General features: G+C 68.7%; 11 protein-coding genes and 2 pseudogenes. 2 read left to right on the top strand and 11 right to left on the bottom strand.

The window, feature by feature from the left end; translation table 11 throughout:
* Window positions 1-8: 8 nt before the first annotated feature.
* From ATK36_RS23760 to ATK36_RS34790, 11 genes and pseudogenes are all read right to left on the bottom strand, one after another.
* A complete protein-coding gene (locus ATK36_RS23760; RefSeq protein WP_098513514.1) occupies window positions 9-866 on the bottom strand; it encodes an ABC transporter permease in 858 nt (285 codons plus the stop codon).
* Window positions 863-1,819: an ABC transporter permease gene (locus tag ATK36_RS23755; protein WP_098513513.1), complete on the bottom strand. Its 957-nt coding sequence runs from the start codon at window positions 1,817-1,819 to the stop codon at window positions 863-865. Before ATK36_RS23755 ends, ATK36_RS23760 begins: the two co-directional genes overlap by 4 nt.
* A gap of 2 nt (window positions 1,820-1,821) precedes the next feature.
* On the bottom strand, window positions 1,822-3,423 hold the full coding sequence (locus ATK36_RS23750) for an ABC transporter substrate-binding protein (RefSeq protein WP_098513512.1): 1,602 nt from the start codon (window positions 3,421-3,423) through the stop codon (window positions 1,822-1,824).
* Window positions 3,424-3,503: 80 nt separating this feature from the next.
* Window positions 3,504-4,841, bottom strand: coding sequence for an NtaA/DmoA family FMN-dependent monooxygenase (locus ATK36_RS23745; RefSeq protein ID WP_098513511.1), 1,338 nt, complete (start codon window positions 4,839-4,841; stop codon window positions 3,504-3,506).
* A 13-nt stretch (window positions 4,842-4,854) separates the two neighbouring features.
* The gene (locus ATK36_RS23740; protein ID WP_098513510.1) at window positions 4,855-6,066 is read right to left on the bottom strand and encodes a GNAT family N-acetyltransferase; all 1,212 of its coding nucleotides are present in this window, start codon (window positions 6,064-6,066) and stop codon (window positions 4,855-4,857) included.
* Window positions 6,063-7,190 carry an LLM class flavin-dependent oxidoreductase gene (locus ATK36_RS23735; RefSeq protein WP_098513509.1) on the bottom strand — a complete coding sequence of 376 codons (1,128 nt, stop codon included), beginning with the start codon at window positions 7,188-7,190 and terminating at the stop codon, window positions 6,063-6,065. The genes ATK36_RS23740 and ATK36_RS23735 overlap by 4 nt, the downstream gene beginning before the upstream one ends.
* Window positions 7,191-7,193: 3 nt before the next feature.
* Window positions 7,194-7,970 (bottom strand): alpha/beta fold hydrolase, encoded by a 777-nt coding sequence (locus ATK36_RS23730; protein ID WP_098513508.1) that lies wholly within the window; start codon window positions 7,968-7,970, stop codon window positions 7,194-7,196.
* 21 nt (window positions 7,971-7,991) lie between these two features.
* Entirely contained in the window at window positions 7,992-9,494 is a 1,503-nt protein-coding gene (locus tag ATK36_RS23725; RefSeq protein WP_098513507.1) for an APC family permease, read from the bottom strand.
* Window positions 9,495-9,830: 336 nt separating this feature from the next.
* Window positions 9,831-10,640: a DUF1684 domain-containing protein gene (locus tag ATK36_RS23720; protein ID WP_098513506.1), complete on the bottom strand. Its 810-nt coding sequence runs from the start codon at window positions 10,638-10,640 to the stop codon at window positions 9,831-9,833.
* 17 nt (window positions 10,641-10,657) lie between these two features.
* Window positions 10,658-11,448 (bottom strand): annotated as a pseudogene (locus ATK36_RS23715) (TauD/TfdA dioxygenase family protein).
* A 48-nt stretch (window positions 11,449-11,496) separates the two neighbouring features.
* A pseudogene (locus tag ATK36_RS34790) lies at window positions 11,497-11,877 on the bottom strand (SbtR family transcriptional regulator); the annotation flags it as partial.
* A 677-nt stretch (window positions 11,878-12,554) separates the two neighbouring features.
* Here ATK36_RS34790 and ATK36_RS32450 point away from each other — a divergent pair.
* Together ATK36_RS32450 and ATK36_RS23705 are read left to right on the top strand one after the other, a co-directional pair.
* Window positions 12,555-12,710 (top strand): hypothetical protein, encoded by a 156-nt coding sequence (locus ATK36_RS32450; RefSeq protein ID WP_170069876.1) that lies wholly within the window; start codon window positions 12,555-12,557, stop codon window positions 12,708-12,710.
* A 392-nt stretch (window positions 12,711-13,102) separates the two neighbouring features.
* Window positions 13,103-14,350, top strand: coding sequence for a sensor histidine kinase (locus tag ATK36_RS23705; RefSeq protein WP_141544515.1), 1,248 nt, complete (start codon window positions 13,103-13,105; stop codon window positions 14,348-14,350).
* Window positions 14,351-14,390: the final 40 nt, after the last annotated feature.

Raw genomic sequence — 14,390 nt, 5'->3', positions numbered from 1 at the left:
TCACCTGCTCACGGGTTGAGGACGTCGCGCAGCCCGTCGCCGAGCCAGTTGAAGGCCAGTGCGACGAGGAGGATGGCGGCCGCGGGAAACGTGGCGACGCCGGGATTGCCCGTCACCAGGACCTTCGCGCCCTCGGAGATCATCCGGCCCCAGTCCGCGTTCGGCGGCTGGATGCCGAGGCCGAGCGCGCTCAGGCTCGCGGTGAACACGATGTTGACCCCGACGAGGCTGGTCCCGTAGATCACCACGGACGACACGAGGTTGGGCAGCACCTCCGTGCGCAGGATCTCGATCTCGGAGGCGCCGAGCGCGCGCGCCGCCTCCACGTAGTCCTTCTCCCGCTCGATCTTCGCCTCGGCGAACACGATGCGGGCCACGTAGGGCACCGCGCCGAACACGACCGTGCCGATCAGCACCCAGGGCCCCGGCTGGACGATCGCGGCCAGCGACAACGCGACCAGGATCACCGGGAAGGCGAACAGCAGATCGACGACGCGCATCAGCAGACCCGACGTGCGGCGGCCCGCGAAGGCGCCCAGCAGCCCGAGCGCGGTACCGATCACTACCGCCACCACGACGGCGGAGATCGAGACCACCAGCGCGCTCCGCCCGCCGTAGATCACCCGGCTGAGCACGTCGCGGCCCTGGTCGTCGGTGCCGAGCAGATGACCGGGCGAACCGAGCGGGGCGAGCACGTTGCCGGCGTGGCCGGCGTTCGGATCGTCCGGCGCGAGCAGCGGCGCCCCGAGCGACATGAGCACGACCAGCGCCAGCACGGCGAACCCGAGCATCGCCTCGCGACTGCGGACGAACCGGGACAGCGCCGAGCGCCGCAGCCGCGGGGGGCCCTCGATGACGGCGGTCATGCGGCACCGTGCCGCAAGCGCGGGTTCAGCAGGTCGAGCACCACGTCGGTGACGAGGTTGACGAGCACGAACGAGGTGGCGACGACCAGGATGCCCGACTGGATGACCGGGTAGTCCGCGCCGGCGATCGCGTTGAGCAGCACACTGCCGATACCCGGCCACGAGAAGATCGTCTCGACGAACACGACCCCGGTCAGCACCGAGCCGATGGTGAGCCCGGTGATGTTGACGATCGGCGCGAGGATGTTGCGGCCGATGTGCTTGCCGAGGATCGCCGCCCGCCCGAAACCCTGCGACCGGTAGGTCCGGATGTAGTCGGACTGCTCGCTCTCGATCACCGCCGCCCGCACGAACCGCGCGATGATCAGCATCGACACGAGCGAGGCGGCGAACGCGGGCGCGATCAGGTGCGCCAGCAGGTCACCCGTGCCGCCGTCACCGCGCAGGTCGTGCATTCCCCCGGCCGGCAACCACTTCAGCCGCACCGCGGTCAGCCAGATGATGATCAGCCCGAACCAGTAGATCGGCAGGTTGCTGCCGACCTGGACGAACAGCATCACGATCCGGTCGATCAGCCGGCCGTGCCGGATCCCGGAGACGAACCCGATCGCGACCCCGAGGACGACGGTCAGCACCGTCGCCCCCGCGATCAGGATCAGCGTGTTGACGAAGGCCGGGAACACGATCCCCGAGACCGGGCTGCGGACGCTGAGCGAGATGCCGCCGCCGTGCGTGACCATGTCCCTGACCCAGTTCAGGTATTGCTGCCAGGCCGGCAGGTCCAGCCCGTACGCGGCCCGGATCTGCGCGATCTGCTCCGCCGACATCCGCTGGCTCTGCACATCCTGGACCGGGTCGGCCGGGCCGGCCTGCGCGATGAAGAACACCAGCAGGCTGATCACGAACAGCAGCGGCACCAGACCGCCCAGCCGCCACAGGATCCGGCGCACCATGTTCAGCTCGCCACCCAGACCTTGGCAAGGTCGTAGTGGTTCTGCTGCGGCCAGACGAACCCGCCGACTCTCGACGACACGGCGTAGTACCGGTTGAACGACAGCAACGGGAAGACCGTCGCGTCCTTCGCCCACGCCTGCGCCGCCGCCTGCCACAACTGGTTCGCCTTGGCCGGGTCGGAGTTGTACGCCGCCGCGTTGATCGCCTGCACCGTCGCGGCACTGGTGTCGGAGTACTTGTCCCCGTCCCGCTTGCCGACGCTGTAGGCGTGCGCGATCTGGACCCAGTTGGCCGCGACGTAGCCCCACTCGCCCAGGAACAGCCCGTCGTCCGGCTTGAGGTTCGCCGAGCGGGTCCCGTAGGTGATCCACTCGAACGACTGCACCGACGCGTCGATCCCGATCTTCTGCAGGGCCTGCTGGATGTATTCCGCGGTCGGCTGGCCGGTGGTGTCGGACAGGATCGTGAACTTCACCTGGCCCGGCCGGTAGCCCGCGTCGGTCAGCAGTTTCTTCGCCGCATCCGGGTCGTACGGGTAGTCCACGGCCGAGGCGTCGTGCGCTTCATTGCCCTGGTTGAGGATCGAGGTCGCCGGTTCGGCGTAGCCCTTGTAGATGTTCGCCGCGAGCTGCTTGCGGTCGACGGCTTCGATGATCGCCTGCCGGACGCGCTTGTCCTGCAGGTAGGGATTGGCGAAGTTGTAGCTGTAGTAGATGATCTGCGGCACGCCCCGGTTCTCGGGCACCGAGAAGCCGCCCTTCTCCAAAGTGGACACCGAGTCCGGTGGCACCCGGCTGATCAGGTCGACGGCGCCGGTCTGCAGCGCGGCGACCCGGCTCTGGTCGTCGCCGATCGGCTTGAAGATCACCTTGTCCAGGTGCGGGCGCGGGCCCCAGTAGTCCTGGTTGCGCACGAGCGTGGTGTGGTCGCCGCGGACCCGCTCGGCGAACGTGAACGGCCCCGTGCCGACGGGGTGGTCGGCGAGCCCGTCCTGGCCGTGCTTCTTCAGCGCGTCCGGGCTGAAGAAGCCGGACACGGCGTTGCCGCTATTGGGAATTTGGCGCAGGAAGTCCAGGAACGGGTGTTTGAAGACGTACTGCACGGTGTAGTCGCCGAGCACCTTGAACGACGCGAGGTCGCCGTAGACCAGCGACATCGTCGACGCGCTCACCTTGTCGTAGTACTGGAAGGCAGGGTCGGTGAACCGGCGCACGTTGAACTGCGCGGCCTGCGCGTTGAACGGCGTGCCGTCGCTGAACTTGACGCCCTGGCGCAGCTGGAAGGTGTAGGTGGTGGCGTCCGGGCTCACCGTCCACGAGGTGGCCAGCTTCGGCACGATCTTGGGCACCCCGGTCGGCGACGACAGGTCCTCATCGACCAGCGTTTCGTAGATGTTGCGGTCGATCCGCCACGTTTCCCAGGAGTACTGCCGGTTCGGGTCGAACTGGGTCACCTCCTGGTACTGCCCGACGATGAGGGTGCCGCCGTCACGGGGTTGCGAGCCGGCGACGGAGCCACCGCTCGAGCCGCAACCGGCGAGCAGCAGCACCAGGCTCGCGGCCACGGCGGCCCAGGCGAGAAGCTTGCGTCTGTATGAGGCCATGATTCGGGGTCTCTCTTCGGGGGGACGACCGTCTACAACGGACGGACAGCGGGTCCCGGTGAGCGGGACCCGATCAAGCATCAATGTAGTGCCACGGAAGGTTTTCGCTGAGACTTTTCACCAAGTGGGAAAGACTCCGGCAGGCCGAGATGCGAGCGCAGCGTGCGGCCCGCGTACTCGTGCCGGAACAGGCCACGGCGGCGCAGGATCGGCACCACATGGTCCACAAAGGTCTCCAGCTGCCCGGGTATTCCGGACGGGCCGAGGATGAACCCGTCGGCGGCACGACCAGTGAACCAGCGCTCGATCTCGTCGGCGATCCGCTCCGGGGAGCCGACGACACGAGCGCCGAAAGCGGTGACCGTGCGGAACAGGAACTCTCGCAGGGTGGGATTCCCTTGGGTGGCGAGCGCGCGGTAACCGGCGAGTGCGGTCTGATGGGTCTGCGTCGACTCGGCGAACGCCGCGAGTGGCACGGGTGCGTCGAGATCGGCTCCGGTCAGATCGATGTCGACCTCCTGCAGCCAGCCGATCTGGTGCTCGGGAATGAAGTGTTCGAAGATCGTCTCCTCCACCTGCCGCGCCTCGGCATCGGTGGCCCCGATGACGAAACCGAGTGACGGCGTCACCAGCGGCGCCGCCACCCGGCCGAAGGAGCGTGCCTCGTCGTGGATCTGGCTCACGAAGACGCGCCCGCGCTCGAAGTCGCCCTGGCCGGTGAAGACGACCTCAGCGTTACGCGCGGCGAAGGCGCGCCCGGCCACAGATGAACCCGCCTGGAAGATCACCGGGTGTCCCTGCGCGGACGGCGACGCGCCCAGCGGTCCCCGGACTTGGAAAAACTCGCCCTCGTGGGCCGGGACGCGAATCCGGGCAGGGTCGTTGTAGACACCGGCGACGCGGTCCTCGACCACGGTGTCCGGGCCCCAGGACCGCCACAGCTTGCGGACCACGTCCAAGGCCTCCCCCGCGACCCGGTATCGCTCGTCGTGGGCGAGCACGCCCGCGCCGCCGAAGTTGGCGGCCGCCGCCTGCGCGAAACTGGTGACGACATTCCAGCCCGCGCGCCCGCCACTGAGATGGTCGAGCGAGATGAGCTGCCGGGCCAGGTGATAGGGCGCTTGGAAGGTCGCGGACCCAGTGACGACCAGGCCCAGCCGCTCGGTCTCGCGGGTGAGCGCGGCCGTCGTGGTGAACGGCTCGAAGTCCTCGGTGGACTTGTGCGGCCAGGCGGCGTCGGGGCCGTAGTTCAGGGTGTCCGCGAAGAAGATCGCGTCGAACGTACCCCGCTCCGCGGTTTTGGCCGCGTCGATCACGGACCGCAGGGTCGCGGCGGGACCGTTCTCCACGCCCGGATAGCGCCAGGTACTGCCGAACCGCGGATTTCCCAGTAGCAGCAGATGCAGTTGACGGGACATAGCCTGAGTCCTCTCAGAATGTCGTGCCGGAGAACGGCGCGGACGCCGAGGCGAACAGGGTGTCGGCGCGCGCGATCGCGTCCGGATCGTGGACGGTGACCTGCCCGGTGGCGGCCAGGTGACGCCACCGCGACCCGCCGAGGTACGCGGCGCCCAGCGTCGCGACGTCGACGCTCAGTTCCGGCGCCGAGTCGGTCCGCCCCACGGTTTTCGGGCCCACCTCGAAGGTTCCGTTGTTCGCGCCCAGCAGCGAGTCGGTCACGTGCACCGTGATCGGGTCCTCGCCGCCCCAGGATCGGGCCCGCAGCGCGGCCTCGACGTCGACGAGTCGGAGCCAGGTCTCGTCGCGTGCGGAGCCGAGTTGCACCGCTCGCCGGTCGAGCACGGCCAGCGGCAGCGGGTCGTCCGGCGCCAGCGACTCGAACGCGACCACGTCGACCAGGTCCAGCGAGAGCAGGTGCCGCCACAGCCCGGCCCGCGCGGAATCGTTCAGCGCGACGAAATCGCTCACCATGACCGTCTTGTCCGCGCTGGTGAACCAGCCGGCCGTGTTGACGGGGTGGTAGACCGCGTAGCCGTCGTCCACGCCATCGGAGCTGTGCACGACGACGTAGTGGACCGTCGGGTCCGCGTCGCGAAGTTTCTCGTGCTGCCGCCACCAGCCGGCCGGGCGCCTGATCGCGCCGGGCCACGCCGCCTGGTCGTAGATGCCGGCGAGCAACTCTGTGGTCACACCGGCGTCGACCAGCCGCACGACCCCGCCGCTGGGGAGGTTCGGGCGTAGCCGCGCGCGCCGTAGGTCCACCTGCCCGGACAGCACGGAACTCGCCACGCCGTAACCGAACCGCTCGTAGATCACCGTCTCCGACGCCCGCAGCGACGCGACCACTTCGCCGCGCTCCGCGATGTCGCGCAACTGCCGGGCCATGAGCCGGCTCACGATGCCGCGGCGCCGGTGGGTCGGCAGCACCCCGACATGGGTCACCGCCGCGTGCGACACGCGGCCACCGCCCGGCACGACCAGCCAGCTGCCGTACGAATCGGCTCCACCGACCACGGTTGCGCCGTCGAGGGCGCCCAGATACCGGCCCGGATCGGTGATCTCCGTGGCGTCCACCGTCCGGATCGGCAGCCCGACCATTGCGCGCAGGAACACCCGGAACCCGGCGTTGATCTCGTCGGCGGTCTCCAGTGTCCGGATGACGACATCAGGGTTGGTGGTCATGGCCGCGCTCCGTTCCCGGGCGGTTCGACGAGGCCGCGACGGCGCAGTTCGACGCCCGCGCCCTCGGCGAAGTGATAGGCCTCTTCCAGATGAGGCTGGCCGGAGAGGATGAAGTGATCGATGCCCAACGCGTGGTATTCGGCGATCCGGTCGGCGACCTCCTCGTGGCTGCCCACGATGGCCGTCCCCGCTCCCCCGCGGACCAGCCCGTATCCGGCCCAGATGTTGGGGTAGATCTCGAGGGTGCGCCGGTCGCCTCCGTGCAGTGCCACCATCCGCTGCTGGCCGACCGACTCGCTGGCGGCGAGCGAGCGCTGGGTCTGGGCGATCCGCTCGTCATCGATCCGGCTGATCAGCCGGTCGGCCTCCGCCCACGCCTGCGCCGAGGTGTCCCGGCTCAGCACGTGGAACCGGATACCGAAGGAAACGGCGCGCCCCGCCTCGGCGGCGAGCTTGCGGACGTGCTCGATCCGCTCGGCGATCTGTGGCGGGGTTTCGCCCCAGGCGAGATAGGTGTCGACGGTCCGCGCCGCGACCCGTTGCGCGGCCGGGCTCGCGCCGCCGAAGAATATGGCGGGCGGCGCGTAGGGCGCGAACGGGATCGCGGCCTGCTCGACGTCGTAGTACCGGCCCCGGAAGTCGAACGGCTCGGCCGCGTCGCTGACACCGCGCAGCACCGTCAGGAACTCCTCGGTGCGGTCGTAGCGCTCGTCGTGGCCGAGCCGGTCACCGAAGCGCCGCTGCTCGGCGGGATCGCCGCCGGTGACGACGTTCAGCAGCAGCCGACCGCCCGACACGCGCTGGAACGTCGCGGCCTGGTGGGCGGCCAGCGTCGGCGAGATGAACCCCGGCCGGAACGCCACCAGGAACTTCAGCCGGGTGGTGACCGCGGACAACGCGGCCGTCGTGATCCAGGCGTCCTCACACCACGTCCCCGTCGGCGTCAACACTGCCTCGAAACCCAGTTGCTCCGCCGCGCGGGCGATCCCGCCGAGATAGTCGACCGTCGGCGCCCGGAACCCGGACCGCACCGCGGAAAGCGTCTGCTGTGACCCGTCCCCCGAGCCGACGATGTCCCGGTTGTCGCCGTTGGTGGGCAGGTACCAGTGCAGGTGAATCGGCATGACTCAGACACGCTCGAGCACGAAGTCGCGGACCGCGGTGATCGCTTCGACGTGGTCGACGTCGTTGAGCACGTTGTGCAGCCCGCCGCCGATCTCGACCAGCCGCGCATCCGGCAACCGCTCCCGCCAGTACCGGGCGTCCTCGATGGAGGCCAGCGCGTCGTCCGTGCCGTTGACCAGCAGCACCGGCAGGGACACCGTGGGGAACGCCGTGGCCAGGTCCTCGGCGGCCACCGCGAGCGCGGCCGCGGTCGCCTCCGGCTCGGGCAGCACCAACTGCACGAGCGGGTCCTTCCGCAGTTCCTCCAGATAGTCCGGATCGGCGGCCAGCAGGCTGATGTCGAACCGGAAAGGATCCCCGGGGGCCGGTTGGCCGACCGCGGTGCGCCCGCGCAGGCTGGCACCGGTGAGTACCGCGCCCACGAACAGGTCAGGGTTCTTGGTGACCACGAGTGCGGTCGTCCAGCCGCCGAGCGAATGCCCGCCGATCACCAGCGGCAGCCCGGGCCTGCGCTCGCGAACGAGGTCGGCCAGAGCGAGCGCGTCCCGGGCGAGCACGTCGAGCGAACGCACCACGCCGCGTTCTCCCCCGGAGATGCCGTGGCCCTGGTGGTCGATCGCCCACACGTCGATACCCGCGGCGTTGAGCCGCGAGGCGAGGCGGCTGAACTGACCCGAGTGCTCCCCGCCCCCGTGCAGGAACACGAACCCGGCCACGGGCTCGTCGACCTCCCAGGCACGGAAGTAGAGCCGGGCGTCGGGGCTGTCGAAAAACGGCATGACTGTCTCCTTTGGATGTCCTCAGTGGGCGGTAGGGCGGCGGATGGCGTCGAGGATGCCCAGGTCGGCGAGCCGCTCCTGTTCGGCCGCGGACAACGTCTGGATCGACCCGACCCTGGCGGCCACGTCTGGGCGGCTGATCCGCAACCGCAGGAAGCGGACCAGGCCGATCAGCAGCAGGGCCAGGAAGACGTAGGGCAGGTACTTGTACGCGCCCTCCGGGACCGGAATCAGGTTCTTGTAGATCACGTAGACGATCCCGGCGACGGCGAGCACCGAGACGACCAGGCCGGCCGGCGACAGCGCCCTGATCCGCCGTAGCCACAACGGCGTCGCGATCGCCACCAGCAGATAGGCGAACAGGTAGGCGTAACTCGACACGATCCCGACATAGACGTCCCACTGGAACCGGCCGACCGAGGTCACCGTGCCGATCAGCCCGATCACGAACCCGACGAGCCCGACGAACGCGATCGCGACGTGCGGTGTCCGGAAGCGGGTGTGCACCCGCCCCAGCGCCCGGGGCAGGGCGTGCTCTCGCGACAGCGTGAACAGGCTGCGAGAACCGGAGTTGATGACTGCCGAGGAGAACACGATCATCGCCGTGCCCAGGGTGAGGTCGACGGCGTAGGTCACCCAGCTGACCCCGGCGTTCTGGGCGACGATCGGCAGCGGTGTGCTGTCGGCGTCGAGCTGTTTCGGGCCTCCGAAACCGAGCACCTCGGGATAGGTGGCGAGCAGGTACAGGATCCCAAGCCCGATCACCAGCCGGAGGATCGCTCGCGGCACGTTACGGTGGGCGTCCCTGGCTTCGTGCCCGAGCGACGCGGCGCTTTCGAAGCCGGCATAGGAGCCGACCGCGGTGACCGCGGCGATCAGCGTGGCGCTGCTGCCCAGATGGCTCAGCGAGAACTGAGCGCCGTCGAACCGGGCGCCGTAGGTCACGTACGAGGCGACGAGGATGATCGCGATCGCCAGCAGCGACACCACTTCGAAGCCGAGACCAAACTTCACCGACACGCTCACACCCCGGAACGGAATGTAGAGCGCCGCGGCGGTGGCGAGCACCAGAAGCACGATCTTGACGGCCAGATGGTCGGTGTGCAGACCGATCTCCTGCAGGAACGCGTTGAAATACAGAACGGCGCCGAGCACGCCACCCGCGGCGAACCCGATGTAGCCGATGATCAGCGCCCACCCGGTGACGAACGCCGCCACCGGGCCGAGCCCGTTGCCGGCGTAAGTGCCCAGCGAGCCCGACGACACAGTTCGGCGCGCCTGCAGCGCGATCACCGTGGCGACCAGGTAAACGAGGACACCGCCGACGATGGCCGCCCAGAGGGCGCCTTTCCCGGCGACGAGGAACAACGAGCCGGGCACACTCGCGATCGCCACGCTGGGCGCCGCGGCGGCCAGTCCTTGCGCGAACACACCGACGCCGGACAACGCACCGGCGCGCAATTCACCCTCGGGCTCGTCGAGAACGACGGGACTAGTCTGTGGAATAGAGTCTTCTGCGGTCATATCGGCCGAACCTCTCGGGGAATCAAACCGAAAATCGGGAATTCCTGACAGGATTATCGTCAGACACGACGAACAGTCTTCGCGGTGCGGAAGTGGTTACCAGCGCGGGCAGAACGTCCCAGATCAGTGACAGAGAGCGCCGTACAGCCGGCACAGATCGAGGTAGTGCCGGCTGACGAAGGGGACCGTGTGGAGCACGAGGTGACATTAGAGGGTGCCGCCGGGTGTTTCCACTATTCCCACATTCCGATCACCTGGGGAACCGAAGGTTTCACCCGCGGCGAAAAACGGCCACGCAGCCCCGGCCAAGGGGACTGCGTGGCCGTGTCGGTGGGGTCAGCGACGTTCGCGGGGAATCTGTTCGCCGGCCTCGATCGCGACCGGCAGCCGGTTCTCCGCCGGCGGCAACGGACAGGTCGCCAGATCGGTGTATGCACACGGAAGGTTGGTCGCGCGGTTGAAGTCCAGCGCGATCGTGCCGTCCGCGCCCGGCGGCGGCAACTGCAGCGCCCGGTTCGCCGCATACGTGGTCACGCCGGACGTGGCGTCGGTGAAGAGCACGAGCAGGCTTTCCGGTGCGTGGCCCGGAAAAGCGGTCAGGCTCAGCTCCTGCCCGTCGACCGCGAAGTGAATCCGGCCCGGCGCGTCGTAGACGTGCTCCAGCCCGGCCACGGCCGCGCCCACCGTGGTCGGCTCGGGATGCGCGAACGGTTCGTAGCGACCGGGCACCACCCATTTCGGATCCGGTGCGAACGTAGGCGTGCCCGTGTGGGCGACGCGCAACGGATTGTCGGGGTGGCGGGGCCGCACGATGTCGTGCCCGCCCCGTTTGGCGACCTCGATAACCGCGTCGTTCCACACGGCATTCACCCCACCGCGTTCGGGAATGATCCCGAACTCGTGCCGCCCGCGCACCGTTTCCCCGTCGACGACCAGTTCCGCCCCCTCGTCGAGCGCCACGATGACGCCGCCCTCGGCGCCGGTGAACCACACGCCCGGCGCGTCCGGGAACCGCACCGGCACATCGCTCAGCCAGTGCAGGCCAGTGATCGCCAGAAACCCGTGCGGGGCGGCCCGCTTCTGCTCGTGGTCGCGATGCCAGGCCTGCCACTCGGCCGTGAAGACGTCGGTTTCGGTGGTGGTCATGGGTACTCCTTCTGGGCTCAGCGTGTCGCGATGACCTTGCGATAGACGCGCGGCGCGTCGCCATAGTCGTCGACCGCGTAGTGCCAGGTGGCCAGGTTGTCCCACAACACGAAGTCGCCTGGGCGCCATCCGAACTGTTCGTGTAGTCGGGCAACGAAGCGTGCTTGAGCAGGAACGGCAGCAGCGCAGTGCTCTCCTCGGCACTGACACCGGTCAGCCGCAGCGCCGAGGAACTGAGAAACAGGCCGAGCCGGCCCGTGTCCGGATGCCGCAGCACCACCGGGTGCTCGATCGTGTCCTGGACTCGGTCCCGCTTGCTGCCCTGCGCGTAGTTCGCCGCGTCCGCGTCATAGACCGCGCTGACCGACTCCAGCAGTTGCCGGAGCGGTTGGGACAGGTCGTCGTAGGCGGCCTGCAGGTCGGCCCACACCGTGTCGCCCCCCAGCTCCGATACTTCCTGGTAGGTAAGGGATTCGATGCTGAAGGGCGGATTCCGCCACAGCCCGCCGATGTGCCAGGTGCCGGCTTTCCCGTTCCGGCGGACGTTGAAGGGATAGACGAGCGGGTTCGCGTCGTCCCTGGCCGCGGTCGGGTCGTCGAAGGGCTCGCCGAAGATCCGCGCCGCGCGCACGTGTTCGTCCGGGGTAAGATGCTGATCGCGGAACACCAGCACTTTGCAGGCCAGGAACTCTCGCACGAGCGCGTCCGCGGTGGACGGGTCGATGTCGTGTCCGAAGTCGACACCGGTGATCTCGGCACCGATCCTGGGCCCAGTCCGGCGCAGTTCACCGTGGGCGACGGTTGTCATGGCGAGACCTCCTCGTCTCGCGACGCTAAGCGCGCTGCGGCGGCCGGGTCAACGAATCCCATTTCGTGAACGGCGTCGGTGCGCACGCTGCCGGCAGGCCGGGCCGCGGGGCGGCCTGCCGGTCGCCCCGATGCGCAGCGGCCCGCCGCATTCCAGGCGGAATCCCGTGCTCTCGGGCCCGGTTCCGTGACGACGGGCCGGTCGTGGGTCACGTAACCCGGCTGCTTCCGTGACCTCCCGCGGTCGTAACCCGTCCAGCAGCAGCCGCACCAAAACCGTTGCGCGCGCCTGGTTCCGGTGCGCCGACCGCAACGCCGTGCCGCCGACGGCGAGCGCGGACAGATCCTCGGCCCCCAGGTCCGCGCGGACCGCACCCACATGTTTGGCCCAACGCAGCAGGCCATCCAGTGCCTCGCCGAGACGCCCGCGGCGGCGGCCAGTGTGGCGTGGGGCCGCTGTGGTCGCCGGTGAAGCGCGTCACAGACGTGTTGGCGACCCGCCGACTTTTCGATCACCCGATCTCAGCGAACCGATCCGCAATCGCTTCCCACACCTGGGCGGCCTGGCGTTCGGTCACACAATGGACCACCGCATCGTCCGCGAAACGCTCGAACACGACTGTCGGAAATTCTCTCGACATCCATGCGCCGAAGCCGTAATGCAGGAACGGCCCCTGATCTCCCTGAACGATTCGGCACGCCTACGCCCAGCCCGCTGACCAGCCGAAACCGGCGTTCTACAAGGTCGAGCACGAAAGCGTACACGCTGCCGCGGACAGCCGTCGTGGAGGCCACTATCGTAGTGAACTCACCGAATCGCCTTGTGCTGCGGGCGATCGTTTACGTGCTGGTTCGAGGACATCATCCTCTGGGACGACGCGGGTCGTTTCGGCGGATGACCTGGTGCGGCCCGGGATGGGATGTCTTCGCCGCCGCACGACGGCACCATGGGAGTCACGAAGCGGAATACCCGGAGGGTCCTTGATCGAGGCGGTGAACCTGAGCAAACGGGCGTGGGAAGCTGATCGCGCAGTGCGGGGTCAAGGAATTCGCCGACCGGGCCGGGGACAGGAGCGTGCCCCGAAGAGGACGGAGCTACGTGGCGCGGTGGGACGGCGGCAGGCGATGTTCGCCGACGACGGGGACGCCGTCGTCGTGTCCGGAATGGACACTGCGAGCATTGCCGAACCGGCCGCTGCCAACGGCATCATCCCGCAGCACCTCACCAGTCACGCGGTCGAGTACCACGCCGACACCCGCTGAATCCTTTACTCACCGAGGAATCGTCATGAACCTGCTGATCTCCGAACGCGTCAGAACGCCCTTCACTCCGGTCACCGGCGAGTACCGGTTCTCCACCAACGGCATTCGGCGCCGGAGTGACGGGTCTGGTGGCTCGTCGCCCGAGGGCGGGTGTTGTTCGGCGCGGGCCCGGTGTTCGCTCTGGAGGCGTCGTGCTCCTCTATCCGATGGCCGAACTTGCGCTGGGCCTCGTCGCGGTGACGTCGCGCGGTTCCCGCCTCTCCTCGCCATGGATTTCTGCGGTCCCGGGTGGCACGAGGCCCTGGACGGCGTTTCGTTGCCGGCCGTGGTGGCCGCAGCGTTCTTCGATATCGCGGTCGCGCGGAAGCGGGATGCGTAGTTAGGTGGTCAAGGTGCGCAAGCTGTTCGCCGGGACGGGTGTCCGGTCACGAGTGGTCGACCTGCTGATCGTCGTGCTGGTCGTCGTGCTGATCGGTGCGGGCTCGCTGCTGAGCCTCTTGTTGTCAGGCCCGTTGTGGAGTGCGGTGCTGGCGATCATCGTGGCCATGCTGCTGCCGATCTTCGCGCGGCGCCGGTTCCCCTCACAGGTGATGCTGTTCGTGCTCGCCGTCTTCGCCGCGCAAGCGCTGCTGCCGTCGCGGTACACGGGTGTGCTGCTCCCCGCGAATCTGGCACTGACCGTTCTGATGTACTCGGTGGTCGTCCACGGCGGCCGGCGCCGCAAGTGGGTACTGCTGTTCGCGGCCGAGGTGCTGTACCTGATCGGGGCGTTCTTCTTCGGGGACGGCCAGACCGCGTCGACCCTGTTCTTGGTGGAGACCGCCACCATGGTGGCCGCGGTGGCGATCGGCGAGGTGACGCGAAACCGGAAGCGGCAGCTGGCCGACGCGCAGGAGCGTGCGATCGAGGCCGAGGAACACCGTGACGCGCTGGCGAGGACCGCGGTCGTCGAAGAACGCGCCCGGATCGCCCGGGAGATGCACGACGTCGTCGCCCACGCGGTCAGCACCATAGTCATGCAGTCCGAAGGCGCACGGCTGCTGGGCGAACGAAATCCCACAGCCGTGGACGAAGCACTACGCACGATCGGCGTCACCGGCCGCGAAGCCGTCGCCGAACTACGCCGGATCCTCGGCCTGCTACGCGGAACCGAGAACGGCACGGAACCCCAACCGAGTGCCGGCGCGCTCGGCGACCTTGTCGGCAAGGTACGCTCCGCCGGGCTGGAGACCCGTCTCGTGATCGAGGGCGAGCCTGAGGGCGTCCCGCCAGGCGCCGTGCTCACCACACACCGGATCGTCCAGGAAGCACTGACCAATGTGGTCAAACACGCCCCGCCCGGCGCCCGGTGCACAGTGACGGTGCATTACGGGACACCAGGCGACCCACACCGGACCGTCGTGGCCGACATCGTCAACGACGGCGGCCACGGACCACACGCTCACCCCGCCGAACAAGCTCGGGCAGGCTACGGCATCCGCGGCATGCGAGAACGCGCCTCGATGTTCGGCGGCGACGTGACCGCACAACCCCAGCCCGACGGAGGCTTCCAGATCACCGCACAGCTCCCACTCACAACCTCCCCGGAGAACCAATGTGGGGGCCCTCCGCAGACGGCGGAGGTCCGTGAAGGTCTGTGAAGGGGCCCTTCACGGACTCTGAGTCTGTGAAGGGCCCCTT

It is taken from the genome of Amycolatopsis sulphurea, assembly GCF_002564045.1.
GTDB classification, from domain to species: Bacteria; Actinomycetota; Actinomycetes; order Mycobacteriales; family Pseudonocardiaceae; genus Amycolatopsis; species Amycolatopsis sulphurea.
Note: the sequence above shows the minus strand (reverse complement) of the source record. Positions and strands in the feature narration are given on the sequence as shown.

Bases quoted from the DNA above. Each gene is read 5' to 3' on its own strand.
- ATK36_RS23740 (WP_098513510.1), bottom strand. From the start codon at position 6,066: ATGACCACCAACCCTGATGTCGTCATCCGGACACTGGAGACCGCCGAC.
- ATK36_RS23755 (WP_098513513.1), bottom strand. From the start codon at position 1,819: ATGGTGCGCCGGATCCTGTGGCGGCTGGGCGGTCTGGTGCCGCTGCTG.
- ATK36_RS23725 (WP_098513507.1), bottom strand. From the start codon at position 9,494: ATGACCGCAGAAGACTCTATTCCACAGACTAGTCCCGTCGTTCTCGAC.
- ATK36_RS23750 (WP_098513512.1), bottom strand. From the start codon at position 3,423: ATGGCCTCATACAGACGCAAGCTTCTCGCCTGGGCCGCCGTGGCCGCG.
- ATK36_RS23745 (WP_098513511.1), bottom strand. From the start codon at position 4,841: ATGTCCCGTCAACTGCATCTGCTGCTACTGGGAAATCCGCGGTTCGGC.
- ATK36_RS23760 (WP_098513514.1), bottom strand. From the start codon at position 866: ATGACCGCCGTCATCGAGGGCCCCCCGCGGCTGCGGCGCTCGGCGCTG.
- ATK36_RS23720 (WP_098513506.1), bottom strand. From the start codon at position 10,640: ATGACCACCACCGAAACCGACGTCTTCACGGCCGAGTGGCAGGCCTGG.
- ATK36_RS23730 (WP_098513508.1), bottom strand. From the start codon at position 7,970: ATGCCGTTTTTCGACAGCCCCGACGCCCGGCTCTACTTCCGTGCCTGG.
- ATK36_RS23735 (WP_098513509.1), bottom strand. From the start codon at position 7,190: ATGCCGATTCACCTGCACTGGTACCTGCCCACCAACGGCGACAACCGG.